Source organism: Abyssibacter profundi (assembly GCF_003151135.1).
Lineage (GTDB): Bacteria > Pseudomonadota > Gammaproteobacteria > Nevskiales > OUC007 > Abyssibacter > Abyssibacter profundi.
Genome location: NZ_QEQK01000001.1, coordinates 320,370 through 346,942 on the forward strand (window position 1 = coordinate 320,370; position 26,573 = coordinate 346,942).

A 26,573-nucleotide genomic window follows, 5' to 3' on the forward strand; every position below is an offset into this window, starting at 1 on the left:
TGACGCCGCCCATCGAATCAGACGATTCGCGGCTCCGGCGGCAGGCCTTCCATCTCGGCCACAGACCCCGACAGCGGCTCGCCCTCGCGCGCACCGTTAATCCGCGCGACATGCATGACCGCATCACCCTCGTGGACCAACGGCAGGCACAGCCGACCAATGACCACGCCGGGGCGCGGCGCATTCAGCGTGGTTTCGCTCTCACCGAAAGGATCGGCCACCACAGCCAGTGCCTGACCGGGCTCCACCCAGGCGCCCAACGGAACCAGTGTGCGCAACACGCCGGAGCGTGGCGCGCGCACCCAGTGGCTGCTGTCGGCGACGATGGGCTGCTTCTGCGCCCGCCGGCGCGGCGACCGCGAGGGCGGCAGCATGCCCAGTTCACGCATGACACTGCGCACCCCGGCCACGCCGATGCGAATGGCCGTCTCATCAAAGCGCAAGGCCTCGCCGGACTCGTACAGCAGCACCGGGATGTCCCGTTGCGTGGTGTAGTCGCGCAGCGTGCCTTCCACCGGCGGCGAGTCGAGAATCAACGGCGCGCCAAAGGCCCGCGCCAGATTGGCGGTTTCGGGATTGGAGAGGTTGGCCCGAATCTGCGGATAGTTCGGGCGGTGGATGGCGCCGGTGTGCAGGTCGATCCCCACATCGGAGCGGGCTACAACCTCTTCCAGAAACAGATGCGCCAGCCGCGCCGCAACCGAGCCGGTCTCACTGCCGGGAAAGCTGCGGTTCAGATCACGACGGTCGGGCAGGTAGCGCGAATGCCGCAGAAAACCATGCACATTGACCACCGGCACTGCCAGCAGCGTACCGCGTAGCGACTTCAACCCCGGCAGGCGCAGCACGCGGCGGATGATCTCCACGCCGTTAAGCTCATCGCCATGAATGGCCGCCGAGAGAAACAGCGTTGGTCCCGGCTTGCGCCCGCGCAGCACCCGCACGGGCATGGTCATGGGTGCGTCGGTATAAAGCTGGGCCACCGGCAGGTCGACGGTCCGGCTCTCGCCGGGGGCAATCTGCTGGTCGTGAATCTCCAGCAAATCAGTCATTCGCGCCCTGCTCGTCACCAATCTGCTTCAGCGCGTCCAGATGCCGCCGCACCGCGGCCTGGTGCTGGGCCAATAGCTGGTCCATCGGCGCATCCACCTGGGCCCGCGCCGCACCCAAGGCCTGATCCAGCCGGGATTCAATCTCCGCGAAGGTCTCGGCCAGCGACGCTTCGCGGCGCGGCGAGAAGAAGCTCTTCACGTCGGCCACCAGCCGCTCGACACCCAGCCGTTCGGGGTCTTCTTCGGCCGGCAGGTCGCCCTGGCGACGAATTTCGGTTGCCAGTTCATCGGCAAAGCGGTCATGCGCCCGAGCGCAATCGTCAAACAGCGCCTTGCTCTGCGCATCCACGGCCATGCGATCACCGCCATACAGCTCGGCCAACTCTCTGCAGTGACCCAACACCGTATTCAGGGCCACCAGACGTTCATCCATCAACATGTGCTGCTCCTGCATCATCCTGAGCCACTCTGACCGCAACCCGCGCCGGATGTAACCGGAACGTCGCCGGCGTATGACCAAACTCCTCGCCGTCGGCGGTGAGCCGGAGCGGGACGTCGGTGTCGATTTCTATCGCCGATGCCGAGGCCTGCAAGACCTCGCTAAAGTAGCGGTGCTGCCCGCGTCGCATGGCCAGACCAATCAGCACCAGCCGCCAAAACGAACGCAGCTTCCAGCTCGATAACACCAGCTGACCACTGTCGAGACGGGCATCGGCGTCAATCACCATGCCGCCACCGAAATGCCGGCCGTTGCCCACCGACAACTGGGTGCAGCGCAGCCGCTGCGGCCGGCCATCCAACTGAACCCTGGCGTTAAAGCTGCGATGGCTGCGCCAGGTGCGGATAGCCGCGAGCAGATAGCTCAGGGGGCCGAAGTAGCGCTTCTCCACCTGGCTGGTGTTGCGCGGAATCTCGGCGGCAATCCCGACATGCGCAACATTGAAGAACGGACGCCCGTTGACCTCGCTCACATCGATCCGAACGGTCCGGCCCTCGGCAATAATGGCTGCGGCGGCTTCCAAATCGTCCGGAATGCCGAGGCTGCGGGCCAGGTCGTTGGCCGTCCCCAGCGGGAGCACGCCCAGCGTCAGATCCGTATCCATGAGGGCTTCGGCCACCGAATTCATCGTGCCGTCGCCGCCGCCAGCGATGAGCAGCTCTGCATCATAGGCATGGCGGCGAATGCAGGACGGCACATCGTCGGGCCCATCGGGGTCCAGCTCGATGAGTGTAAGCCCGGCGTCGCGCAACCGCTGCAGCGCTGCGTCGACATCCTGGTCACCGTTGCGCGCATTGGGATTGAGCAGCAGCAGCGCTCGGCGTTCAGCCAAGGTCAAAGCCTCTCAACAGCCATTGCGACATCTAGCCGGCACCCCGCGTGCGCGTCTTGCCCGGCTTATGGTTTTTCTCGATGAATTCGATGATCTGGCCAGCGATGTCCTTGCCGGTGGTGGTTTCGATACCTTCCAGACCCGGCGAGGAGTTCACCTCCATCACCACCGGCCCGTGATTGGAGCGCAGGATGTCCACGCCCGCCACGTTCAGCCCCATGATCTTGGCCGCACGAACGGCGGTGGACCGCTCTTCCGGCGTGATCCGGATAGACGTCGCCGAGCCGCCACGATGCAGATTGGAGCGGAACTCGCCTTCCTTGCCCTGACGTTTCATCGACGCGACCACCTTGTCGCCGATGACCAGGCATCGAATATCCGAACCGCCCGCCTCCTTGATGAACTCCTGGGCCAGGAAATAAACGTTCAGCCCACGAAAGGCGTCGATCACACTCTCGGCTGCCTTTTCGGTTTCGGTCAGCACCACGCCCACGCCCTGGGTGCCTTCCAGCAGCTTGATCACCATCGGCGCACCGCCAACGATGTTCATCAGGTCTTCGGTGTCATCCGGCGAATGCGCAAAACCGGTCACCGGCATGCCGATACCGCGCCGTGCCAGCAGCTGATGGGCACGCAGCTTGTCGCGGGCACGCGTAATCGCCACGGACTCGTTCACCGGGTAGGTGCCCATGATCTCGAACTGCCGCAGCACGGCCGTACCGTAGAACGTGATCGACGCGCCGATGCGCGGGATCACGGCATCAACGTTTTCGACCTTCTCGCCCTTGTAGTGGATCTCCGGCGAGTGCGACACGATCTTCATGTAGCAGCGCAGCGGGTCGATCACCCGCACATCGTGGCCGCGCGCCCGGCCGGCCTCCACCATCTTCCGGGTCGAATACAGCTTGGGGTTGCGGGACAGAATGACGATCTTCAAGTCGGCGTCTCCTCGGGTGGGGGTGCGCTGAGATAGGAGGCCGCAGGATCGACCAGGGCGCGGCCACGCAGCGCCGTGCGGCCCAACAACATGCGGAACAACATCGTATCCCGGTCCGTCAGCGTCATTTCGATGGGCCAGACCAGCTGACCGACGCGCACCGGGGTCAGAATCACGGGGCGATTTTCGCGATGCCCACCGGAATCGGTGACCACGCGCTCGTCGATGACCGGGGCCTGGCACCAGCACTCGCGATCCGAGTCCTGCTGAGGATGCACGCCAAACCGTGCGTAGCGTCCATCATCCCCGTCGAGAATCTCGACCGAGAACGCATGCAGGGCCGATGTGCGCGCGCCGGTATCGACCTTGGCCTTGATATGGGCGATGCCCAGTTCAGGCAGGCCAACCCATTCGCGCCAGCCCACCCGTAGCGAGATGTCCTGATTGTCCAGAGTCTCCTTACTCATTGTCCCGATGCTAACAGGCAGGCCAGAAAACCGAAGGGCGCTTCGGTGAAGCGATGCGCACCGTATAATTCAGGACTGCCCCGCCGACAACCGTCTTATGCGCGCCACCATTGCACTCGGCATTGCCGTCCTCTTCGCCCTGCTGGGCGTGTCGCCCGTGTACTTCGGTGGCGTGATGGCGGATGCGTATTACGAAGGCCTGGAGCAGTGGATTCCCGACTGGGCGTTTCAGGTTCGCTCGGAGCGCTACCACCGGGGCTGGTTCTCTTCCACCGCGCATGTCGAGCTGTCGCTCACACCCAGTCTTTGTGACACCCCGCCCTGCCCGGTGCTGCAGATGCAGACCCAGCTCACCCACGGCCCAATCCCGTTTGGCGCCACCGAGGCCTTGGGTGGCCAGAACCGCCTGCTGGGCGGGGTGATCCAGTCCACCATCGACCCCGCACCGCTGTTCCGTGCCGGCCGCATCGAACCCGGCCTGCCACCGCTCAAGGCCTTCACCAAGGTGTATCTGACCGGCAGCAGCAGCACGCGCCTGGAAATGCCGGCATCAGGGCAAACCCTGCAAGCCGACAGCGAACAGTTCAGCTTGGCCTCAGAGGGCCTGCTAGGCGTGATTGACCATCGGGGTGCCAGCGACCTGACCACCCATTTTGAAATGCCGCGCCTGGAAGCCACCGGCCAGCAGGGCCGGCAAGCCTTACTCAAGGGCATTAGCGTAGATTTCAGCGGCTCGCGCGAAGGCGAGTTGCTGCTGGGCGATTGGTCCGGCCAGCTGGATCGCATCCGCTTTCTGGCCCCGGAAGAAGACGCCCGCTACGCGCTCGATGCCCTGCGCCTGGGCGCCTCCACGCGACTGCGTGACGGGCTGATTTCGGGCGACCTGAACCTCACGCTCGACCGGCTGGCCACCCCACAACAAACCGTGGGCGCCAGCCGCGGCAATATTCGCTTCGATCGCCTCGACGCCGCCACGTTGGTGCGTATTCGCAATGCCCTGCGGCCGGTGATTCGCGGCGAAGCGCCCTCGCCCGAGGCCCGGTTGGCGATTGCCGGCCTGCTGATGCAGTACGGCCCGGCGCTGCTGCACCCAGGCCCGGAAATCACCTTTAACGACCTGCGCCTGGTCACCGACCGCGGCGTGGCGGCCGCCGACGGCAAGCTGCAGGTTCTGCCTGGCGCCGTCGACGGCCGACTCACGTTGGGCAAGCTGCTACGCCGCCTGGAGGGTGAGGCCGATATCGTGGTCGACGAACCCCTGGCCCGACAGTGGATGGACATGAGCGACCGTCCGGACCTGGCCTCCGCCCAGATGCCCGGCCTGATCGAAGACAACATTCTGCAGCGCACGCCAGATGACCAGATCGCCGTGAATCTCGAGTACAAGCAAGGCCGCCTGTGGATCAACGGCATCGAGAATGAACAATGGGCCGCGCTCATGGTCTTGCTGGACATGGGTTCCCTGGAGATCGACTCGTGAACACGGCATTCGATGTCATCGTTGTTGGTGGCGGCCACGCCGGCACCGAGGCCGCGCTGGCCGCCGCACGCATGGGTCGACGCACGCTGCTGGTGACCCACAGCATCGACAGCCTCGGCCAGATGAGCTGCAACCCGGCCATCGGCGGCATCGGTAAGGGCCACTTGGTGAAGGAGATCGATGCGCTGGGCGGCGTCATGGCCCGCGCCGCCGACGCCGCAGGTATCCACTTCCGCCGTCTCAATGCCCGCAAGGGCCCGGCCGTGCGCGCCACCCGCGCCCAGGCCGACCGCATGCTCTACCGCTACTTCGTGCGCGAGGCGCTCGAGCGGCAGGAGAACCTGTCGCTGTTCCAGCAGCCGGTCGCCGATTTGCTCTTCGAGGGAGAGCATGTCGCCGGTGTCGAGACCGAAGGCGGGCTGCGTTTTCATGCCCGCGCCGTGGTGCTCACGGTCGGCACCTTCCTGGCCGGCAAGATTCATGTCGGCGAGCAGCAATCCGAAGGCGGCCGCGCCGGCGATGCGCCGTCCAACCGTCTGGCCGCCAAGCTGCGCGAACTGCCGTTCACCGTCGGCCGTCTCAAAACCGGCACGCCGCCGCGCATTGACGGTCGCAGCATCGATTACTCACGTCTGCAAGAACAGCCGGGTGATGACCCGCGTCCGGTGTTCTCATTCCTCGGCAGCCGCGACCAGCACCCGCGCCAGGTTCATTGCCACATCACCCGGACCAACGCCCAAACCCACGACATCATCCGTGGCGGCCTCGACCGCTCGCCCATGTATGCCGGCCGAATCGAGGGTGTGGGCCCGCGCTACTGCCCCTCGGTGGAAGACAAGGTTGTGCGTTTTTCCGACAAGGATTCGCACCAGATCTTCATCGAGCCGGAAGGCCTCAACACGACGGAGATCTACCCCAACGGCATCTCCACCAGCCTGCCTTATGACGTGCAGGTGGCGCTGGTGCATTCCATCGAAGGCTTCGAACAGGCGCATATCACCCGCCCCGGCTACGCCATCGAATACGATTACTTCGACCCGCGCGAGCTCAAGGCCACACTGGAGACCAAACATGTGCCCGGCCTGTATTTCGCCGGCCAGATCAACGGCACGACCGGCTACGAAGAAGCCGCTGCCCAGGGTTTGCTCGCCGGCCTCAACGCCGCCCGTGCCGTGGCGGACCAAGCGCCCTGGGTGCCGACCCGCAGTGAGGCCTACATCGGCGTGCTGGTGGACGACCTGGTGACCCGCGGCGTGCTGGAGCCCTACCGCATGTTCACCTCCCGCGCCGAGCATCGGCTGCTGCTGCGTGAAGACAACGCCGACCTGCGCCTGACCCCAACCGGCCGCGAGCTAGGCTTGGTCGACGACAACCGCTGGCAACACTTCGACGCCAAGCGCGCAGCCATCGAAACAGAACACCGGCGTCTGGCCACCACGCTGGTGCGTCCCGACGCCGCCCCTGCCGACTGGTCGCTCACCCAGGGGGTCCACGCGCTGGAACTGCTACGCCGCCCGGAAATCACCCACGCAGGCATCGCCGAATGCATCGGTGACGGCAACGCTGCAGAAGATGTCGCCGAACAGGTCGAAATCCAGGCCAAATACGCCGGCTACATCGACCGGCAGGAAAGCCAAATCAACCGCCAGCGGGAACTCGACCACACGCCGTTACCGGATGACCTCGACTACGCACAAGTCCACGGCCTGTCCATCGAAGTCCAGCAACGCCTCAACGAAGCCCGCCCCGACACCCTCGGCCGCGCCTCACGCCTGCCCGGCATCACCCCGGCGGCAATCTCGATCCTGGCCGTACACCTGAAGAAAAGCGGATATCGCGTGTCGGGAGAATCGGCGGCCTGATCCGTTGTCCGGGATGGCGCCGGAAACTCTACGCTTGAACTGTCGTTGATTCGGGGGAGCTTACGCTGGGTCCGCCGGGATCGGCTCTGGAGTAGTTGAGAATCGGGCAAGAAGTAGCGCGAAAGCACAACAAAGGCTGACGAAAGGACCGCAGTGCGCTCGATTCCTGCTGATTTCCTTAAATAAATAGGAAACATAACGTCCGAATTCGGCCTGCCCAGCGAAGCTGGGCAGGCTGCAATGAGTTGTTATACGGCTACTTTTTCGAGTGGCTGGATATGCTGGGATGGCCGTGTGGCCGATAGATCGTGGTTAGCCTGAAGGTTCAGCCAGAACTCCGGGGATGTGTTCAGTGCTTCCGACAGCAGCCACGCCGTTTCTGGAGTAACCCCGCGTTTCCCACGAACAATTTGATTGATGCGCTGTATGGGGATGCCGAGGTGATCTGCCAAAGCGCGTTGCGTCTGCCCCATTGGCTCCAGAAATTCCTTGAGCAAAATCACTCCAGGATGGGTTGCTTGGCGGTTTGAAGGAATCATGATTGACCTCTCAACATCAATGATAATCAGCGATTCGGACTTCGCTACAGTTCGATCCGAGCCACCGAAACACGATGCGCCACTGTGCGTTAATGCGGATGCTGTGAAATCCTGCGAGATCGCCGCGAAGTGCTTCAAGCCGATTACCCGGAGGTGAACGCAAATCGTTCAGGGATACCGCAGCATTCAACAGATCGAGCTTGAGCAGGGCGGCATCAACGATGCTCGCTGGAATCCGCCGTGCTCGGGCACTGTTCTTGCCGTGGAACAGATCTTCAGTTGCCCGATCTCCGAATGACTGGATCATGCTCCGACATTAACGGATACACGACATTCGTGCAATAGCAAGGGCGGGATCAGTTTGGTGGAAAGACGCATGTAACTGAACAGGACACTGCGGCCGTACAGCACAGCGTGGCGTTTACGAAGAGTCGCCACCTGGCACGCCGACGATGCAGGCACGGATGCGCCGATCCAGCCCCTGCATCACCGGGATCTCGTCAAAATGCTGCATCACTTCCCTCTCCAACCAGTCGGCTCGCTCCGTCAGCGCGCCGCGCAGATCCTTCAACAAAAGCGGGCGAGTGCGACGCGGCGCTTCGAGTTGTGAAAACCAGACCGGGCGAATCAAGTCCAGCCAGCGGGTTGCCAGTTCGTCCCAGTCGGGCTGCGCGTCCGGCGCCGGCGAATCAAGCAATCGAATCAGCGCATCCACGACGTCCACGGCCAGTTGTCGCTGCTGCTCAGCGGCACGCGCCCGCAAGTGCTTCAGGCACCACGCCATCTCCGCCAGAGCCCGTTGCTTCTTGCGCGACAGCAGCTCCCGTTCCACGAGCACGAGGCGACGGATGAACCGCTGCAACTCCTCGGCTCCGGCCTCGTGATCGGAAAGTGACACCACCTCGGGCCCCAACCGCTTTCGTAATCCATTGGCGACATCCAACAGCTCCGTCACGGCGGCGGCGTTGTAGCTGGGCAGCAAAATCCATCGAGGTGCGGCGAACGCACCGGCGGTGATACAGAAAAATGCCCACGGGCGCTTTGCGCCCACGAGGCTGACGCGTGACATAACGCGCTCACTGACGTGCCGGTAGTGCGCATAGGTTTGTGCATCGACCAGCGCCGATTCACCGCTGATCAGCATGCGGGCCGGAGCAAACGCATCATCCAGCCCATCCCAGGGCTGGGTTGCTGCCTGTTCGTATTCCTCGATCATCGATTCGACCCGGACCCGCGGCGTCTCATCGCGAAGGTGCTCGGGCAACGGCATGTTCGCGCCAAGCAGACTGTCCACGGTTTCGTAGCGCTGCACGAACTTCTCGTCGGCTGCCAGCGCAAACTCCGGTGCGTCATCAGGCCACCACACCTCTATTTCCTCATGTGCCGTATCCAGGCGATCCACGCGGCCCGCACGCTGCTCGGCGATTCGAACCACCGTCGGCATGTCCAGGTGGACCAGCGCCGAGGCGCGCTGAAGGTTGACCCCTTCGGAAAGGCTGTCGGAGCACAGGCCGATCACGTTGCGCGCATCCGAACCGGGCGCGAAGCGCTGCATTAGTTCGGCGCGTTCGCGCTCCGCTTCGCCCCAGCCCATCAAGGTCTCGAAGCCGCGCACCTTGCCGAGTAACTTGCGGATCACGGCCAGCGTGATCGGGCGCGAATCAAACGCCAGAATCAGAGAATGATGGCGCACGTTCACCAGCAATTGCGCGGCCTTACGCTTCTCACGCGCATCCGACATCTCGCGGCAGCACGCCGCGATTTCCCGATAGATCGCCGCATCCTGTTCACAGGCCCGCCGATGCGCCCGCGCATCGCTGAGCCAATCCGGCAACGCGATGCTCAGCTTGTTATTCGGCAGCTTTCCGGCCTGCTTGGCCAGCCGAGCCAGAATGTTGCCTCCCGGCGTCTTCTTTCGGAAGCCGGAGAGCCCGAACGCAGACACCGCGGCCTCTGTTCCCTCGATGTGTTCGATCAATGCCGCACGCGACGAGCGCAGCGACGAAAGAATCAGGTACTGCACCAACTTGCACGCCCCGTGCAGGCGCCCGTTCAGATAATGATCTTCGGTCACGCCGAGGCGCTTCAAGCCCTTCGGCAACTCAATCGGTCGCTCGAAATGGGTCACACCGTGCAACTGGCTGCTCAGTTCCCGTACCCGCAGCGCTAAGGCCCGATCGGATTGCGGTTCGTCCAGGCGGTAGACCCGTGCCCGATGGCGCGGAAACCGGCAGCGCCGTCCGCCTTGATCCCGATAGCAGTCTGGATCGCGTTCAATCAGCGTATTGAGCATCGCCTTGGTGCGCCGCACCGTGAACTTGCGAATCTCGTCTCGGAGTAACCGCGTCTCCTCCTCCGACAAGGTCCGCGACAGCCGGCGTGCACCCAGCATCTTGTCGAAGGCTTCCAGCGTGGACGGCTCCAGGTTGTCGGCGCCCAGCATGTCGGCAATACGCAGTAAATCGGTCACGCTGCGATTGATCGGAGTGGCGGTCAGCATCACCACGTGATCGGCCATGTTGCGCAGCAACAGCTGCGTGCGCTTGGTCGCCAGGTTGAGGAAATTGTGGCCCTCATCTACACACAGGATTTGCGCGCGCCGCAGCGCCTCGACCTTGAGTTCATGCCCGTGGCTGGACTGATGGCTGAGGCCACCATGGGAGTAGACTTCCATGTCGATATTGGCGGCACGCTTCTCCCGCTCCCAGTTCTGCATCACCGCTGGCGGGCATACCATGACCGTGTTGGCGCGACTTCGCATGCGCCCGCGCCGCGTGATCTGGTCGCGAAGTGCACCAATCAGATAGGCCCCCATGCGGGTCTTGCCGGCACCGGTGGCGTCGGCGATCAGCACGCTGTCGTGGTTGGAAACCACCGCCAGTGCCTGTGCGATGCCCTGCCGCTGCGACGGCCAGAGACTGTCGGCATCGCTGAGGTAGTCGTCGCGCAGATAGTCTGCCGCCCACTCGCCCTCTAGCAGTTCCGCTGCCGCCCGAGCCAATGCCTCCTGCCAGCTCACGAAGCGCAACAGCTTGTGCAATAACGCAAGCAGATCTGCGTTGTAGTCTCGGCCCAGGCTCCAGTAACTCTCAGCCAGCCTCTGCAATTCCTCATATCGCTTGGGCTGCTCGGCCCGCTCGAAGCGGGCGTTGGCCTCGTACTGCGAACTCATGCCCGGATCGGTGAAATTGCTTGATCCGACACTGGCCGCCCGCTCACCGACGTAGATCTTCGCGTGCATGCGCCGCCCGCCACCCACGAACCGGGCCTGAACGCGGCCGGTTTCGAGCAGCTCGATGGCATGAATCAGCGCCGCCGAATGCATCAGCGAGATGTGCTGCTCCAGCCAGTAGGCCTCCACTTCGCGCGGAAAATCCTGGCCGTCGAGCCGGAACGAGCGGCTGCCATGAACGAACGGTTCGTGCCCGAACAGCACGCGCACCTGCTGCGCACGCACCTGGCCACAGAAGACGATGAAGCGATCCAGTGCGGCGTAGCCGGTCACCAGCAGCGGTGAGGCGGATTCCAGCAGATCGGCCTCCACCGGCTGCGCCACGCGGTAGTCGCCCAGATTGGTGGGGAAGCGCCGCTGGTCCGGTGGCGCGTGGCGCAGCTGCTTGTCTTCGTATCGAGCCTGGGCGTCGGCGAACAGGTCCAGGCTTTCGGTATCACGGCGACGCGGCATTGCTCAGGCCACCGGCATCAAGACACGCGCTGCGCTTGAAATAGTGAAACGTGAAAAACGGGCCAGACCACGGTTTCTACAAGAACCCTCATCCCACTCAACTTCTGTCATTCGGAGCACTCCGGATGGCCCCGCCGCCCCGCTCACTCGCCCGCTGGCACCAGCGTCATGGCCGCATGAGGTGACACATCGCCCTTGATCAGCCGCTGGTATGTCGCGTCGACGGCGTCAACGCCTTGTTGGTCCTCAAATGAGAAGGCGCCGACGGCCCAGGTGGCGAAGGCTTGCCAGGCTGCGCCGTAGCGGGCCTCGAAGGTCTCGCGGCCCCAAGCTTTGTTGAGGCGCAGGACGTGGTCGGGGGCGAAGAAGAACGTGGGCTTGGGCGGCGGCAGGTCTTTGGGTGGGGCCGAGGCCATCCAGTGAGCGCCGCCGACGCGGATGTTGGCCTGCAAGCCGCCAGTGAGATGGCTGTGCAGTTGCCGGTTGAGCGATGCATCACCCGCAAAGTCGACAATCACGCTGGGTGTCCCGGCATCCAGGTCTGTCAGGGCATCGTAGGCAACCACACGGTCGTAAAGGCCCAACCCTTCGACAAACGCCACGTTACGCGCCGAGGTGAGCCCGATGTGGGTCACGTCATCACGCTGGGCCAGGCAGTGCGCCATGGCGATGGCGGTTTTACTGGAGGCGCTGGTCGATAGAGTCTGCGCGCCAGCCCAGGGCTGAACGGGGTCAGCCACCACCTGATCCAGCAGGAAGGCGGTGATGTAGAGCGGCTGCAAGACCATTCGGGCCTGCTCTGTGGCCAGCGGCTGCGGCTCGGCCGGCAAATACCGGTTGTAGACCGGCGGCAGCGGTTGGCGATGCTCGGCCACATCGGTCCAGCCCCGCGCCGAGACATCACCCGGTGTCATCACCCACTGGCTGGCCGCGGGCAGGTAGCCATACCAGCGACTGCCTGCGGGCACCTCGGGGTGTTCGGATTCGCAGACGGTGGCGATACCCCAAACCGGCAAGCGGCCACGCCCGTCAGCACCCGGAAAGAAATCCCAGTAGCGCATGGCGCGCCCAAAGGTCGCGTAGGTGATGTTGTTGGCGGTTAGCGCGAACCGCTCCATGCGGAGCCTGACCTGACCCGCTGTCAGCGGCTCGGGCTTGAGCGGGACCGGCCGGGCGTCGGCTGGGTTGTCGAGTGCGATGGATAAGGCCCAGTCCTGCATACGTGTCTCCCGGTGAAAGCGCCGCTGCAGTCGATGGCCGCAGCAGTCAGTGAACCAGGATGCTATCAGTCCGGCGGTAGCACCTGCCGTAACAGGTCCCCGTTGCGGCGCAGCCAGCGGCGATGGCTATCATGCCCGGGCATGAGGCGCTCCACCTCGGCCCAAAATGCCGGGCTGTGGTTGGGATGCGTCAGGTGGGCCAGCTCGTGGTTGACCACATAGGTCAGCACATCGGGCGGCGCCATGATCAGCCGCCAGTTCAGCGACAGGGTGCCGCGACCGGACAGGCTCCCCCAGCGGGTGGCCTGATCACGAATACTCAGCCGTTGCGGCACACGCGGAAGCCGGTGGGTCTGGGCATTGATGACCTGCTGGGCATCCACACGCGCCAATTCGCGTAGTCGTGCCGCCAACTGCGGGGTGCGGGCGTTGGCTGCCAGTGGCAAGGGGCCCTCGCCACCCCAATGCAAATCGATCCATTCACCCCGGAGCAACACGCGGGTCGGCCGGCCCAGTGCATCGGGCTGCATGTGCGCCTGGGCCGAGGCCCCGGCTTGGCGCCCCTTGCCGGCGTGCCGTTCCAACCAGGCTGACTGTGCCTGCACAAACGCCCGGGCCTGGGCCAGCGTAGCGCGGCGCGGTAACACCACCGTGGCCTGCCCCTGGGCATCGACCGTCAAGCGCATGCGTCGCGCACGGTCACTGCGACGCACCTGCACCGGCAGGCCGCCCTCTGTGCTCAGGCTGGCGGGGGTGGGCTGGTCGCGACCCAACAAGGGAATCCATCGGTTCATGGCGGCGAGACAGTGGCCTTGTCACGCGCCGGACGCAAGCCATGCCAGAGGTCGCCCAGCGGTATGAAGTACACGGCCAGCACCAGATAGTTCACCCAGTGCGCCATCCCCCCGGCCTCCAGGAATCCAATGGCGAGAATGGTCAGATGTAGTTTCACCACCGTGACGTAGGGGGTAAACATCCCCTGAGCGGGATTCAGCGGCCGGCTGAAGTCATCCCACTGCACGATCAACGCCACAACCACCATGACCAGATACTGGCTGCCGGCCGCCGCAATGAGTACGGGAAAGGCCGCGAACGGATCGCGGTCGGCCTCGGGCACCAACGGGAAAAAGCTGTTGAGAAACAAGGCGTGGATGGCATGAAAACCGCCGAAGTGCACGCTAAAGAAGGCCAGAAAGAACAGGCCGCCCACCAGCGCAACCGCGACCCTCAGCCAAGCCTCACGCGTGGCCTGGACCTCCAGCGCCAGCAGGGCCAGACCGGCGGCGATGATGACGGCGGACAGGATCAGGGCCTCGCCGCTGCGCAGCAAAAAGAGCAGCGTGACCAGCCCCACAGCCGCTCCAACCACTGCATGTCGCAGGGCGGCGGATAAGTTGTCGCCCACCAGACAGCGCACCAACAGCCCCAGAAACGCGGCCACGAAGCAGACAGCCCCGACGCTCAGACTGGAGATCCACAGGCTCCAGACCATGTCGCCAGCGCTCCAGGCCCGTAGCCGCATCCAGCTCACAATGCCGGCAAAGGCCAGGGCATCGATGAGCCAGCCGGTCACCCGGGACGCGTGCAGCAGGCGGGTCACCGCCCACACCCCCTGCTGGGGCCGTGGCTAGGCCAGCCGGTCCAGGTCACTGAGTTCCTCCGGATTGAGCAGAATGATCTGCTGTTGCTCGGGCGGTCGCTGGCGATCATCCCGGCCCACGTTCATGAGCCGCAGGTAGTACGGCACCAGCGCCACGCGCAACCGTCGCTCCAACACCCCACCCTGCATGTTGTAGTCGGTTTCGATCACCGCCTGCTGGTAGCCAGACAGCCCCGGATGCGCCCCGATACGCACCGGCACAATAGTCTTCCACTCCCAGTCTTCATCAACGCCCACCGCCGGATCATCCAGCACCACGGGCACACCGCGCATGCGGGACAGCAGCACGTCGATGAAGCGACCGTGTGAAGCACTGTGCGCGCGCAGGTGCCAGCGCAACCCCGTATGCACCAGCGCCGTGGGCGACAACCGCAGCGGCCGAGGCTCGGGCACGCGCATGCTTTGGTAGTCCACCTCGATCTGCAGCCCTTCGCGGATGGCGGTATTGACCCGCTGCAGCGTGAGCACATCGAACTCGCGCTCGGGCATCTCCAGCAGTTCGACGGCGGCGGTTTCGGCCGCCAGCGTGACCAATGGGTGATCAGATTCGGGATCAAACAGACGTAGCGCCCGCAGGAACTCCCGCGACGTACCGTGCAGGAACCGCGGGCGGAACGCGCGGGAGGCTTGGTAGCAGCGCGCCCGCAGGTCGTAATGCAGATTGCCAGGCGCCAGCGATTCGTACAGAGCGATGTCCTTGCTGGCCTGTGACCGGCTAATGCCGAAGGCGCCCCGCAGGTCCTGGGTGGTCAGCCAGCCCGACCAGATCAACCGCGCCTCGATCAGGATCAGGCGCTGGCGCACTTCCCAGCGCAGCGGTTTGTCGTTGCTCAACCCGGGTCTCCTTCAGAGGACTGACGACATTCTATGCATGCCTAGTTTCTGGACACAACAGACAAATTGCGCAACCATGCCGCCATGGACAGCTTGCTCAATACCCTCACACCCCTGCAGGCGCTGGGCCTCGGCGCCGCGCTAGCGATTGTTCTGATCACGCTACCAGCGGTTTTGCTGCTGCGCCTGCGGGCCGGGCGCGAGCAGTTCGCGTTGCAGACGCGGCTAGCCGTGCTGGAGGCTCAGGCCGAACAACAGACCGAGCAAGCCGCCTTGCTGGCGCAGGAATCCGAGGCCCTGACCCAGCGCCTGGACCACCGCCAGAACGAGCTGGGCGAGGCCCGCGCCACCATCGCGCGCCTGCAGGCCGAACAGACCAAGACCGTCGAGGCCATGAACACGCGCATCGAAGAGCTAAAAGCCGCACGCGAGGACTTTCGCAAGGATTTCGAAGCGCTGGCCAACCGCATTTTCCAGGAGAAGTCCGACCGCTTCTCCCGTCAGAGCGGCGAGGCGCTGACCGCGTTGCTCAATCCCATGCGTGAGCAGCTGGGCGAGTTTCGCAAGCAGGTCACCGAGGCCTATGGCACAGAGGCCCGCGAGCGCGCGGTGCTGAAGAGCGAGATCGACCGTCTGGCCAAGCTCAACGAGCGTATCGGTGAGGACGCCCTAAACCTGACGCGCGCCCTCAAAGGCGAGACCAAAACGCAGGGCAACTGGGGCGAGATGATTCTGGAGCGCGTGCTCGAAGCCTCGGGCCTGCAGGCGGGGCGCGAGTACGAAACCCAGATCAAAGTCTCGGGCGACGCCAGCCAGCGCCTGATCGCCGATGCCATCGTGCGCCTGCCCGGCGAGCGCGACATCGTGGTCGATTCCAAGGTTTCGCTCACGGCCTACGAGCGGTTCATCGCCGCAGAAGACGACGTCGAGCGTGAGCGCGAGCTTAAGGCCCATGTGCAGTCATTACGCGCCCATGTGAAGGGCCTGGGCAACAAGGCCTACCACGATGCGCCGGGCGTGCGGTCACTGGATTTCACCGTCTTGTTCGTGCCAAACGAGCCGGCCTTTACCGAAGCCTTGCGCGCCGACCCCGGCCTGTACCGCGACGCGCTGGATGCCGGCATCGGCCTGGCCAGCCCGTCGACACTGCTGGCCATTTTGCGCGTGGTCGAGAATCTGTGGCGCACCGACCGGCAGAACCGTAATGCGCAAAAAATCGCCGAGCGGGCCGGCGCGCTGTACGACAAGTTCGTCGGGTTTGCTGAAGACATCGACAAGATCGGTACGCATCTCGACCGTGCCCAATCCAGCTACCGCGATGCCCGTAGCAAGCTCATCGAAGGTCGTGGCAACCTCGCCCGCCAGGCGGAAATGCTCAAGGACCTGGGTGCCAAGACCGCCAAATCGCTGCCGGCAGGGCTTGAGCCCGATGGGCTGGATCACCCGGCCGATCCCCCCGCCAGCGCAGACTGATCAGCGCCGGCTGCACTCCGGCCACCTCACCAGCTCGGACCATCATCGGCCTGCAACACAGCGCCGCTAGATTGCGCGGTCCTGTTTTGACCCTGGTGTCTCCGACGTGGCCAATCACGCTTCCATCACGCTGTCGCGGCGTTCCGTTCTCAAGTCCATGTTCATCGGCGCGGCGGCGGCCAGTTCGCCCCAGGTGCTGATCGGCCGTGCGCAGGCCCAGATGGCCTCCGAACTCCCGCTACCCGTCGGTCCGCTGGCCAATATTCCGGATGTGGAACACAAAACGCTCACCGCCGGCGCCATCGACGGGGTGGATGATGAAGTCTTCGCGCCGCCCGGTTTCGATGTGCGCTGCGTCGCGCGCGAAGGGCTCAATCCGCTCACCGGTGAGCCCGCCCCCTTCGGCTATGAATGGCACCTGGACCCCGACGGCGGAGCGGTGTACCCCGCGGCCGACGATGGCGGCTGGGTCTATGCCTCCAATTCCGAGGACACGCCAGGCGGCGTGGGCGCGCTGCGCTTTGATGCCGACGGCAACCTGATCGACGCCTATTCCATCCTGGAAGGCACCCGGAACAACTGCGCCGGCGGCCAGACACCCTGGGGAACCTGGCTGTCCTGCGAGGAGACCACCGGCGGGCAGGTCCACGAGTGCGATCCCTTTGGCTCGGCCGCCACGGCCGTGCGCAAGCCCGCGCTGGGCTCCTTCCCGCATGAGGCGGTGGCCATCGACCCGATTCATCATGCCTGTTACATGACCGAGGACGGCGGTAACCAGCGCTTCTGGCGCTTTGTGTCGGATGAAAGCGACCTCAGTGACGACAATGGCGTGACCCGTATGGGGTTGGAGTCCGGCACGCTGCAGGTGCTGAGCATCCAAGGCTTCGAAGACGGCGGCTATCCCGAGGCCGCCGATGCCCGCAGCCCGCAGCCGGTAACCTGGGAGACCGTGGACATCGACACCTCCGGCCGAGTGCTGTTCCCGACCTTCCAGAACGACGAGACCACCCAGGGCACGCGTTTCGCGGGTGGCGAGGGGATCTGGTACTACGAATTTCCCGAGGCCCTGCGACAAACCCCAGCAGGTGGCAGTGTCCCGACACGGGGCGTGATGTTTTTCGCTACGAAGGGCGACAACCGCGTCTGGGCTTATGACATCGAGAACCAGCTGATCGAGATCATCTACGACAACGACAACATGCAGATGGAGACCGGCTTCGACCAGGTCGACAATGTCGTGGTCAGCCCCTCCGGCGATGTGCTCGTCGCCGAAGATGGTGCCTTAATGCGTCTGGTCGTCGTTGTGCCCAACGGTCAGGCCAAACTGCTGATGCAGATCACCAAGGGCGGTTCGGAAATCACCGGGCCGGCGTTCACGCCGGATGGTTCGCGCCTGTACTTCAGCAGCCAGCGCGGCCCCAGCGGGGCCGACGGCAGCGGCACCGGCGGCGCCACGTTCGAAATCACGATCCCCGAGGAATATCGCACCGCTCCCGTCGCCTCCACGCCGGATGGCGAGACCCCGGACACCGATCGCCCGCCCACCGGCAGCGCCGGGGCCCTCACCGCAGCCACTGTCGCCGGCGCGGGTATCGCGGCACTGGCCAACCGCGCGCTGCGGCCCGCAGACGAGTAGCGCAGGAGTCGGCTCATCCAGCCGATGCGTCGACCTATGTTCAGACCGTCTGGAATCGGCGGCGCTGGGTCTGGGACGCCCCAGCGCCGCCACACCGCGGACCGGGATTACTCAGCCACGATGAGCAGGGCGTCGGAGACCGGTCGTTCGGCACCATCGGACGGCCGGTTCACCACCTGACCACGCACCACCAGGGTGGACGAACCACCCCCATCCAGGTTCATGGCATCGGTCGCCCCCAGATGCTGCATGACCCGTGCTGCATCGCGCAGCGGCAGCCCCACACTCCAGTCCGGCTGGCGGCCATCACAGACGACCAGCAGCCACCGACCGCTGGCGGTGCGGCCCACCAGCGTGCGTGGGTTGGGGCCATCGACCCAGGTCAGGCCAAAGAACGGATTGTCGGGATGGCGAAAGCCGCCCTGCGCATCGGTGAGCGCAACCGCGCCATCCCGGAGCAGACCGGGACCGCCGTTGAGCAGGTGCTCTCCCGAGGACAATTCGGCTGATTCACCCTCCAGCTTCAACTCGACATCCAGCTGCAGAGGCTGGGCTGTGGCCAGCATCGCCTCCAATTCGGCCACCCGGGCGCCGGTCGCGACGACGACACGGCCCTGCGCAGGGATGGCGCCACCCGGTGTGCGTGTGGACAGTAGCTGACCGTCCTGCCCCAACACGGCTTCGAGTCCATCGACGGGGGCCGTGACCTGCCCCCAATGCGGGGTATACACGACCAGTTCATCGGCGTCGGTGCAGGTCACATCATGGCGCGCCGCTTCGGTGGGGCTGTCGCCACCAACACCACCGCAGTTGCGGATTGCACCCGGCACACGGTTCAGCCCGTCGACTAGCGCCCGCGCCGATCCCGCCTGCAACGCCAGCGTGGTGGATGTGCGCGGAAAACGAAGCTGATGGCCCGTGGTGTCGAACAGCAAGGCCTCGCGTGAACCGACGGCCTCGGAGATCAGCTGACCGCTGAGGGCGGTCACACCGGCCGGGTCGCCGGCCATCCCGTCGTCGCCCATCTGTGCCGCCGCATCGCCGGTCCCACCCGGCCCCACAACAAAGAAACCGGCATTCATCGCCGCCAGCGCGCCCCGGCTGTTCGCCATTTGCGAGGTGGTCGCCTTGCCGGCGATCTGACCCTGGGCCAGCGCCGGCTCCAGCCGGCCCTTGAACACCGCGGGGTCCAGCTCCAGCACATGGAAGACATAAGGCCCGCTGACAAACACCGAAGCCAACGAACCGCCGCCAAACTGAACCGACTGCCGAATCTGTTCGCAGGGTAGCGGGAGTGGTTCCACGCTGGGCGAACCGCGGATGATGCGATGCAGCCGAACACCCGGCGCCAACAGGCAGTCCTCCCGAACTTCGGAGAGCATCCACCCCACCGGCAACGGGTCGTCGTTGAGTTCTGATGCCCAACCGGTCGGGGCCGGCGTTTCGGTGACACGAGGTGGCGCATCCTCGTCCGTGCAGCCAGTCACCAGCAGCACCGCCGCGACAGCCACCATCAGCCGCGCCATCCCGACCACTGCTGATCCAGGCTTGGAGCGTGCCGGGGGCCTGAAACCCGCCTCGAGACAGGGCACGCTCGTCCTCACGAGCTGGGTCATTAGACGCGGCCCGAGACCATTACCGCGCCCACGCCCACTCCAAGCGCGATTGAGCCAGCCATGACACACCATGATCGAGCACCCCACGCAGTTGCCGACACGCAGGCTAACCGCCCTCGGTGACAGCCTGGTGACCTGTGGATGCCTCGTCATTCGAGGCCTGCCCCAGTGCCGCGCGAGCCTGTTCGTAGGACAGCCCGGCCAGCCCCGCACGAGACAGCGAAGCACCCAGCGAATGCCCCAGCGCAAAACTCAGCACGCGTTTGTAATAAGACCGCTCGCGCGCGAACTCGGGCAAGGCGTCTTCGACCTGGGCCGCCTGGCGCAACCGGGTATCAAAATCGGCACGCGCCTCGTCCAGTTGCTGCATGAAGGCCACGTCAGTGGAGGCAGCATCGGAGAGCGCCAGCGTCCAGGTCATATCGTTCTGCAGTACGCACCGCCCAATGAAAACACCGGCCACCGCCTCGCTCCAGTGCTCCGGGCCCAACATCGACAACCAGAACTTGTCCGGTTTGCGATAGAGAAAATAGGTCCGGCCAGCCACCGGGCGAAACCCGAACTGGCTCCCGAGAACGAAGAGCGAGGTGAACAACTCGGCCGACACCTGCTCGACCGCCTTGGCCGGCGCTGCCAGCCATTGGCCACGGTGCCGCGACAAATCGGCGAGCACGGGAACCAGTCCCTTGCCCTGGGGGTTGGGGTGCTTGGGCATGTCAGAAGAGCTGATTGCGATGCCACCAGCCTACGCTGCCGGGTGATCGTGGTCAGCCCGTGCAAAGCACGCGCAATGTCCTGGGGCTACGCAGACTGGCGTGCTGCACGGGCATGACCGACCATGTGTGCCCCGACTCCAAACGAGCTCTCATGACCCAGAAGCGCCTGACCCGAGGAATGACGATGCGAGCCCTGGCCTGGCTTCTGCTTGGTCTGACCAGCAGCTTGGCGATCGCCGCGCCCCGCTTTGACCCGCAACTCGTCCCCTTCGAGCAGGCGGGTGAATACGACTACACCGTGCGCCCTGGCGATTCGCTGGGCAGCATTGTGATGCAGCAGTACCCGGATCAGCGCGGGCACTGGCAAGACATGATGCGAGCCATCTTCACCGTCAACCGAGAACAGTTTGTCGGCACCGAGCACCGCCTGCCGGTCGGGACCACGCTGGCGCTGCCTGCCGTGGCCCAGCCAACGCCGGCGCCTGTGCCTGCGCCGACACCACCGGCGCCGCTGTACACAGCCGGCAGCGTGGTGAGTCTGGAAGGGACGGACGCGCAAGCCCTGCGTAATGACCGGCCGGCCCGCGCACTGGACCGCGGCGCAGCGGTCCACGTGGAAGACACAATTGCGACCGGCGAAGACAGTCAGGCCGTCGTCCGGCTCGTGGACGGACGCCTGCTGGTCGTCCGCGAATCCAGCGAGCTCACGATTAACAGCCTGGATGTGGACGCGCGCGGCAATGTCCGCAAGTCCTTGCTCACACTGGCCCGCGGCGGTCTACGTTGGGTTAGCAACCTCATCCAGCGGGACCCCACCGCAGACCCAGATGAAGCGCAGCCCGCGAATGACGCCGAGGCGCCCACCAACTATCAGTTGCGGACGCCGACGTCCGTTATCGGCATCCGCGGTACCGACTTTGCGGCGCAGCTTTGCCTGCCGCCCAGTTGCCAGCGTCCGCCCTCGGACGAAGGCACCGTGGTGGGGCTGCTGGACGGAGCCGTGGGCCTGAGCAACGATGCCGCCGCCAATGTGGAACTGGCCCCAGGCGATGTGTTTCTGGTCAGCGACCCAACCACACCACCCGTTTCCCGGCCCGACCTAGCCGCGTTCGTTTTTGGTGATGCGGCGCAGGGCAAGATGGTGACCCGCTGCATCGGATCCCCCACCAAACAGCGCCTGCACCGCTGCAGCCAGACCTATGAGCGGCCCGCAGACGCGCCCTGATCCCGACCTACCAGACCCCGTTCGTTACCCGCAGCACGTAGAAACCGCTGTAGCCGTCGGTGTACCAGATCTCCTTGCGCTCCGGTGCAAAGGCCGGGCTGGACATGGCCCAGTTACTGGCCTCGAACACCGGGGTGATCCGGGGATTCACCGGCGCGTTGAAATAGGCGATTTCCTTGGGATTGGCCGGGTCGCGGATATCGAATACGCGAAGACCCGACACAATCATGCTGCAGGCCACGATATCCGGATTCACGCGCGTGGGGATATTGCAGTAATGCCCGGCATACCCCTGCACCGGTAATTGCGCACCGGGATCACCGGCGATTTCGTCCCGGTTTTCCGGTTCATGCACCTCCAGGCGCAGGTCGGACACGATCACCGGCTGGGTTTCATCGGAGATGTCGATGATGCGTCCGGCCCCGACCACGTCGCCATGCGCGGCCACGCCGCCATCCGGCGAATCGGCGGAGTACTCGTCGATCTCGATGACGTACTCGCGGCCATCCCGGGTGAACGGAATCGCGTTTTGCGGAATCGTCAGGTTGGGCCAGGTGATGTTGGCGACCTCGTAAACCTGAGGGTCTTCGGCACGCGCCTGGATCTCGGAGACATCCAGAATCAGCATGCCCTGGCCGTCTCCCGAGGCGATGTAGGCGCGGTTGCCATCATTGCTGATGGACAGGCCATGCGAGTAGTACGGCCCGGTCCACAGCCGTGTCGGCACCAGGGGATTGGTGATGTCCAGAGCCACCAGCGTGGGTGTCCCGGGGTTGGCCGAGTAGAAGGTTCGACCGTCCGGCGCCAACCCGCTCTCGTGCCCCAGGTTGCCGACCAGCGCTGAGGAGCGCAGCACCGGATTGCGGCAGTCCTCGGAGATATCGTAGACGTCGACATTGCCCGGATAAAAACCCGGATTGCCCGTCACCGCCGCCAGCACGCCTGCCTGCTGCGAGACCACCAGCGATTCGTGCGGGGTCAGCATGGCCGGTGTCAGCAGCCGGGTGACCAACTGCGGATTGCTGGGGTCCGACAAATCCATGACGTTGACACCCGCCTCTGCATCCAGCGCATTGGTGGGGTATAGCAGCGTCGAATCGTAGTAGGCGCATTCATTGCCCTGGCCGTCGACGTAGCGCTCAACCTTGAAACCGCCGACGGTGCCGATGGCGTTGGGCACCAGATAGCTGCCGACCACCTCCATGTTGCAGCGGAATCCCTCGGCCGCGCGCCCTTCGGCGTGATCTTCGGAACTCACCCTCCCCTGCATGCCGGTCTCGGGCACCGAGCCGGGGCCACAGGCGGCCTTGGGCACCGGCCCCTGCTGGGCGACCGGCGAGGAAGGTGAAGAGTCGCTGCCGCTACAAGCCATCAGCGAACATGCGACCAGCACACCACAGCTGGCAGATAGTAGTGTTCTCACGGGCAGTCTCCTCAGTGCCGCTTGTTGTGGCACAACAATAGGGAAACACTGACCTATTTGCACCGCCAAGTTGCTGCCTGCAAACAGGCCAGGCAAGGCGCGAGGAGCGAAGTTTGGTCATTCCAAATAAACGACGAGCAACGCTGTCTGGCCTGTTTGCAGGCGCAATCCAGACGGAACGGGCCGGTTTTCCCGCGATCCTGCGTTGTCGTTCGCTGACTTGGAATAACCAAGCGGCACTCACTCCGCCTGGGCTCGCGGGAAAACCGGTTCCGTCTTGGTGGCGCAAATAGGTCAGTGTTTCCCTAGTCGAGGAAACGGCCCGGCGGCGCCCAGTGGTGGTCGCAATCAGCCCGGCGGCCGCGCGGACTCCAGCATTTTTAGCATGATCCGGATGCCGGCAATCTCTCTGGATTGCTCGAGGACGATATTCGCCGCCACTCTCCTCACGGCGTGAATTCTGGCATGTCTGGCGGCAAATTGGGCCATCGGCAGCCCGCCCTCGTGATGCGCCTGCATGAGTTCGAGAAAGCGGCGATCGCGCTCCAGCCCATGCAGGTCGTTCAGCGCGGCCAGCGCCTGGGGCGTGGCCAGCCCGGGCATTCCGGTCGGTGAGGCCTCACAATCGAGCAGATATTGCCGCAGCGCCGGGCCAGGCGGCTCGTCGCCCAGCAGCATCCAGTTCATGCTGGTTTCGGGCGGCAGAAACGACTGGTTCCACAACCGCAGCCAGCCGCGCATCTCGCCCAATTCCAGTAGCTGTGTGCCGATGATATTGCGCGCCAGACCGGTAATCGCCGTCGAGTCGCTCCGCGTCATCATCTGGGCCATTTGCACCGCCTGCTGATGGTGCAGGCTCATCGATTGGGCAAAGCCGATATCCACCGCGCTCGGTGTCGCCGCGGCCAGCGCCGACTGTGCCTGCGCCTGCCGCTGCCAATGATGCAACGCCAGCCCGGTGGTGATCATGGCTAGCAGCAGCATGGCTGGCGTAATCGCCTTGGCCCAACGCCCCATCAGACTGGGCCCGCCAAGTTGTCGAGGTCTGCCTGCACCCGCAGAGTTTCCGCATGCTCCGCACCCAGTGCATCGGCCAGCAGTGCGTGGGCTTCGCGCAGGTATTCGGCCGCTCGCCCCGACTGACCGGCGCGCATCAGGCATCGCCCCATATTGCCGATGAAGATGCCCAGCGAAGGCGAGCTTCGATATTTGAGGGCCCGCGCCTGGGGCTCCATGCGCTCGAACAGCGCCAACGCACGGGCATGCTGTCCCCGGTCGTCCAGCGCTGCGGCGTAATAGCCGTAAAAGGAGACATCCGGCGAGGTGATCGCACGGTCCATGGCGTCCATTCGCTCCACGACCTGGCCGAGCAATTCAAAGGCCGCTTGCTCATCGCCCTGTGAGCGCAGCGCAATCGATAAGTCAACCATGGACACCAGCGTCCCGACATCATCCCGCCCCCTGACCCGCTCGAACGTGGCCCAGGCACTGCGCAGCACCGGCTCGGCCTCGGTCCACTTGGCCCGCCGCAGCAGCAGCATGCCGTAGCGATGCTGGGTCTGAGCGATGTCGATGTTGGCCGTGCCCTGGACACGCAGCCGGTCATCTAGCAGCGACCGCATACGCTGCTCGGCGGCGTCGAGTCGATCCAGTTCCTGATCGGCGATGGCCAGCCATTGCCGCGCCGGAAACGTGCGCGGATGATCCCGGCCATAGCGCTGCTCCAATACCGGAAGCATCTGATTCGCCATGCGAAAAATCTCGTCGTAGCGCTGCTGCGGTGCCAGCGCAAAGCAAAGCCATTCCATCATGTCCAGCGTTGTGTCATCCCCCGGGCCGAGTACCGCGCGAGCCTCGGCCAGTGCCGGCTCCAACAAGGCCTCGCAGTCGGCAAACCGCTGCTGCTCGCAGACGGCGTGACCGAGCCTTGCCACCAACCGCAGGCGCCAGACGGCATCCGCGTCGGCGGCCGGCCCGTCGAGCAGCGGACGCAGAAAGGCCTCGGCCTCCCGATAGCGACCGGCATTGAGCAACACGCGAGCGCGGTCATTTTCGGTGCGATACCGCGCCACGCTGCCCGGCTCGAAAGCATCGACAGTCAACGCATAGGCTTCGTCCAGCAAGCGCTGGGCCGCATCAAGCTCGCCCAGGGCGTTGTAGGACATCCCCAAACCACGCTTGAGCTCGGCCCTAACCCGCGGTGGATAACGGTCGGCCCTGGCGTCCAGCGAGCGATCCGCAAAGTCGAGAACATCTTGGGCGCTGAGTTGGCGCCCACGGGCGACGGCCGGCGTCGCGGCCGCGAACATCTGCTGAAGAAAGGCGTTGGCTGCGACAGCTTCGGCGCCGCGCGCCTCGGCGTCTGCTCGTGCACGGGCTTCACCGACGGCAAACCAGGTCGCCAATCCGGCGCCCAGCAGCAACGACCCCAGCGCCAGACCCGAGGCCGCCGCCAGGCCTTTGTGGCGTCGGATTAGCAAACCCAGCAGATATCCCGCCGTCGGCGGGCGGGCCTCCACCGGCTGCCTGCGCAGCACGCGCTCCAGGTCGGCCGCGAACTCGGCAGCGGAGCCGTAGCGACGGGCAGGCTCCCGAGACAGCGCCTTCATCACCACCGTGGCGACGTCGCCCCGGGTATGCGGCGCGGCCTGCGACAACGGGCGTGGCGCCTGCTCGCCCAGCCTGCGAACGGCGCCCACCAGCGTCATCGACGCCAGACCGGGATAGGGGTGATGGCCGCTGAGCATTTCGTAGGCCATGACACCCAGCGCATAAACATCGCTGCGTGCGTCAACCTGGGTCGTGTCGACAAGCTGCTCCCAGGGCATGTAGGCGATGGTGCCGATCACCTGCCCCGCGCTGGTCATCTCGGTGGCGCCACGCTGATCCAACATGCGCGCCACACCGAAATCCAGCACCCGCGGCGTGCCCTCGGGGTCGACCAACACATTGGCCGGTTTGAGATCCCGATGGATGACCCCCTGGGTATGGGCGGCATGCACACTGCGACAAAGCGAGGCCAGCAGCGTGAGCTGCTGGGGTACGTCCAGACCCTGCGCCCGGACGAAATCAAGCAGTGGCTGGCCTTCGATGTATTCCATGACCAGGTACGGCAGCCGGCCACTATCGGTGTCGGCCTCCCCGGCATCGTAAACCCGGGCAATTCCTGGGTGGGCCAATGCGGCCATCAACTCGATTTCGCGAAGAAAGCGCTTGCGAAACGCCTCCGTGGCAACAGCGCCGCGCAGCACTTTGAGCGCCACCAGCCGGTGCGGTTGCGGCTGCTCGGCCAGATACACACAGCCCATGCTGCCTTCGCCCAGCAAACGCAGAATCCGGTAGCCCGCGATGCACTCGGGCAGGCCGGTCGCGGCGCCGGCCGTTGGGCTGTCGGAGGGGCTACCGCTCACGTCTGGC

The 26,573-nt window shown here is 64.8% G+C and carries 22 protein-coding genes; 5 read left to right on the top strand and 17 right to left on the bottom strand.

The features are described from left to right. Nucleotides 1-17: 17 nt before the first annotated feature. Genes DEH80_RS01410 through DEH80_RS01430 form a run of 5 tightly spaced genes read right to left on the bottom strand, consistent with a single transcriptional unit; the run spans nucleotide 18 to nucleotide 3,787 of the window. On the bottom strand, nucleotides 18-1,073 hold the full coding sequence (locus DEH80_RS01410; protein ID WP_438938284.1) for a succinylglutamate desuccinylase/aspartoacylase family protein: 1,056 nt from the start codon (nucleotides 1,071-1,073) through the stop codon (nucleotides 18-20). After that, on the bottom strand, nucleotides 1,045-1,485 hold the full coding sequence (locus DEH80_RS01415; protein ID WP_165831227.1) for a ferritin family protein: 441 nt from the start codon (nucleotides 1,483-1,485) through the stop codon (nucleotides 1,045-1,047). Before DEH80_RS01415 ends, DEH80_RS01410 begins: the two co-directional genes overlap by 29 nt. Next, on the bottom strand, nucleotides 1,478-2,383 hold the full coding sequence (locus DEH80_RS01420) for a lipid kinase (RefSeq protein ID WP_165831228.1): 906 nt from the start codon (nucleotides 2,381-2,383) through the stop codon (nucleotides 1,478-1,480). The genes DEH80_RS01415 and DEH80_RS01420 overlap by 8 nt, the downstream gene beginning before the upstream one ends. A 31-nt stretch (nucleotides 2,384-2,414) precedes the next feature. After that, on the bottom strand, nucleotides 2,415-3,320 hold the full coding sequence (gene rimK / locus DEH80_RS01425) for a 30S ribosomal protein S6--L-glutamate ligase (RefSeq protein ID WP_109718684.1): 906 nt from the start codon (nucleotides 3,318-3,320) through the stop codon (nucleotides 2,415-2,417). Beyond that, nucleotides 3,317-3,787 (bottom strand): ATP-dependent zinc protease family protein, encoded by a 471-nt coding sequence (locus DEH80_RS01430; protein WP_109718685.1) that lies wholly within the window; start codon nucleotides 3,785-3,787, stop codon nucleotides 3,317-3,319. The genes rimK and DEH80_RS01430 overlap by 4 nt, the downstream gene beginning before the upstream one ends. A gap of 97 nt (nucleotides 3,788-3,884) precedes the next feature. On the opposite strand from DEH80_RS01430, the gene DEH80_RS01435 reads away from it, so the two are divergent. After that, nucleotides 3,885-5,267 (top strand): DUF945 family protein, encoded by a 1,383-nt coding sequence (locus tag DEH80_RS01435; protein ID WP_109718686.1) that lies wholly within the window; start codon nucleotides 3,885-3,887, stop codon nucleotides 5,265-5,267. After that, nucleotides 5,264-7,129 carry a tRNA uridine-5-carboxymethylaminomethyl(34) synthesis enzyme MnmG gene (gene mnmG / locus DEH80_RS01440; RefSeq protein WP_109718687.1) on the top strand — a complete coding sequence of 622 codons (1,866 nt, stop codon included), beginning with the start codon at nucleotides 5,264-5,266 and terminating at the stop codon, nucleotides 7,127-7,129. Before DEH80_RS01435 ends, mnmG begins: the two co-directional genes overlap by 4 nt. A gap of 248 nt (nucleotides 7,130-7,377) precedes the next feature. Here the strand turns inward: mnmG and DEH80_RS01445 are convergent, their stop codons facing one another. The 7 genes from DEH80_RS01445 to DEH80_RS01475 all read right to left on the bottom strand — a co-directional run bounded on the left by DEH80_RS01445 (nucleotide 7,378) and on the right by DEH80_RS01475 (nucleotide 15,067). Then, nucleotides 7,378-7,668: a HigA family addiction module antitoxin gene (locus DEH80_RS01445; protein WP_109718688.1), complete on the bottom strand. Its 291-nt coding sequence runs from the start codon at nucleotides 7,666-7,668 to the stop codon at nucleotides 7,378-7,380. Nucleotides 7,669-7,684: 16 nt separating this feature from the next. Continuing rightward, entirely contained in the window at nucleotides 7,685-7,975 is a 291-nt protein-coding gene (locus DEH80_RS01450) for a type II toxin-antitoxin system RelE/ParE family toxin (RefSeq protein WP_109718689.1), read from the bottom strand. Between the two features lie 114 nt (nucleotides 7,976-8,089). Next, nucleotides 8,090-11,353 (bottom strand): SNF2-related protein, encoded by a 3,264-nt coding sequence (locus DEH80_RS01455; protein ID WP_109718690.1) that lies wholly within the window; start codon nucleotides 11,351-11,353, stop codon nucleotides 8,090-8,092. A gap of 143 nt (nucleotides 11,354-11,496) precedes the next feature. Beyond that, entirely contained in the window at nucleotides 11,497-12,573 is a 1,077-nt protein-coding gene (locus tag DEH80_RS01460; RefSeq protein WP_109718691.1) for a DUF2855 family protein, read from the bottom strand. Nucleotides 12,574-12,638: 65 nt separating this feature from the next. Further along, nucleotides 12,639-13,367: a M48 family metallopeptidase gene (locus DEH80_RS01465; protein WP_109718692.1), complete on the bottom strand. Its 729-nt coding sequence runs from the start codon at nucleotides 13,365-13,367 to the stop codon at nucleotides 12,639-12,641. After that, nucleotides 13,364-14,173 carry a DUF6498-containing protein gene (locus tag DEH80_RS01470; RefSeq protein ID WP_133249077.1) on the bottom strand — a complete coding sequence of 270 codons (810 nt, stop codon included), beginning with the start codon at nucleotides 14,171-14,173 and terminating at the stop codon, nucleotides 13,364-13,366. Before DEH80_RS01470 ends, DEH80_RS01465 begins: the two co-directional genes overlap by 4 nt. A 27-nt stretch (nucleotides 14,174-14,200) precedes the next feature. Further along, nucleotides 14,201-15,067: a BrxR family helix-turn-helix transcriptional regulator gene (locus DEH80_RS01475; RefSeq protein WP_109718694.1), complete on the bottom strand. Its 867-nt coding sequence runs from the start codon at nucleotides 15,065-15,067 to the stop codon at nucleotides 14,201-14,203. 84 nt (nucleotides 15,068-15,151) lie between these two features. Between DEH80_RS01475 and DEH80_RS01480 the strand changes: the two genes are divergently transcribed. After that, nucleotides 15,152-16,540 carry a DNA recombination protein RmuC gene (locus DEH80_RS01480; protein ID WP_109718757.1) on the top strand — a complete coding sequence of 463 codons (1,389 nt, stop codon included), beginning with the start codon at nucleotides 15,152-15,154 and terminating at the stop codon, nucleotides 16,538-16,540. 106 nt (nucleotides 16,541-16,646) lie between these two features. Then, nucleotides 16,647-18,176, top strand: a complete 1,530-nt coding sequence (locus DEH80_RS01485; RefSeq protein ID WP_207774378.1) for an alkaline phosphatase PhoX — start codon at nucleotides 16,647-16,649, stop codon at nucleotides 18,174-18,176. A gap of 107 nt (nucleotides 18,177-18,283) precedes the next feature. Here DEH80_RS01485 and DEH80_RS01490 read toward each other — a convergent pair whose 3' ends face one another. Both DEH80_RS01490 and DEH80_RS01495 read right to left on the bottom strand, forming a co-directional pair. Then, nucleotides 18,284-19,702, bottom strand: coding sequence for a phosphodiester glycosidase family protein (locus DEH80_RS01490; RefSeq protein ID WP_165831229.1), 1,419 nt, complete (start codon nucleotides 19,700-19,702; stop codon nucleotides 18,284-18,286). Nucleotides 19,703-19,898: 196 nt separating this feature from the next. Continuing rightward, complete coding sequence (locus DEH80_RS01495) at nucleotides 19,899-20,507, bottom strand: DUF2452 domain-containing protein (protein WP_109718696.1); 609 nt, start codon at nucleotides 20,505-20,507, stop codon at nucleotides 19,899-19,901. 152 nt (nucleotides 20,508-20,659) lie between these two features. Here DEH80_RS01495 and DEH80_RS01500 point away from each other — a divergent pair, with 152 nt between their 5' ends. Beyond that, nucleotides 20,660-21,733: a FecR family protein gene (locus DEH80_RS01500; RefSeq protein ID WP_165831230.1), complete on the top strand. Its 1,074-nt coding sequence runs from the start codon at nucleotides 20,660-20,662 to the stop codon at nucleotides 21,731-21,733. Between the two features lie 7 nt (nucleotides 21,734-21,740). Here the strand turns inward: DEH80_RS01500 and DEH80_RS01505 are convergent, their stop codons facing one another. From DEH80_RS01505 to DEH80_RS01515, 3 genes are all read right to left on the bottom strand, one after another. Further along, nucleotides 21,741-23,156: an LVIVD repeat-containing protein gene (locus DEH80_RS01505; protein WP_207774380.1), complete on the bottom strand. Its 1,416-nt coding sequence runs from the start codon at nucleotides 23,154-23,156 to the stop codon at nucleotides 21,741-21,743. A gap of 348 nt (nucleotides 23,157-23,504) precedes the next feature. After that, nucleotides 23,505-24,173 carry a DUF305 domain-containing protein gene (locus tag DEH80_RS01510; protein WP_165831231.1) on the bottom strand — a complete coding sequence of 223 codons (669 nt, stop codon included), beginning with the start codon at nucleotides 24,171-24,173 and terminating at the stop codon, nucleotides 23,505-23,507. Then, the gene (locus DEH80_RS01515; protein WP_109718700.1) at nucleotides 24,173-26,566 is read right to left on the bottom strand and encodes a serine/threonine-protein kinase; all 2,394 of its coding nucleotides are present in this window, start codon (nucleotides 26,564-26,566) and stop codon (nucleotides 24,173-24,175) included. Before DEH80_RS01515 ends, DEH80_RS01510 begins: the two co-directional genes overlap by 1 nt. Nucleotides 26,567-26,573: the final 7 nt, after the last annotated feature.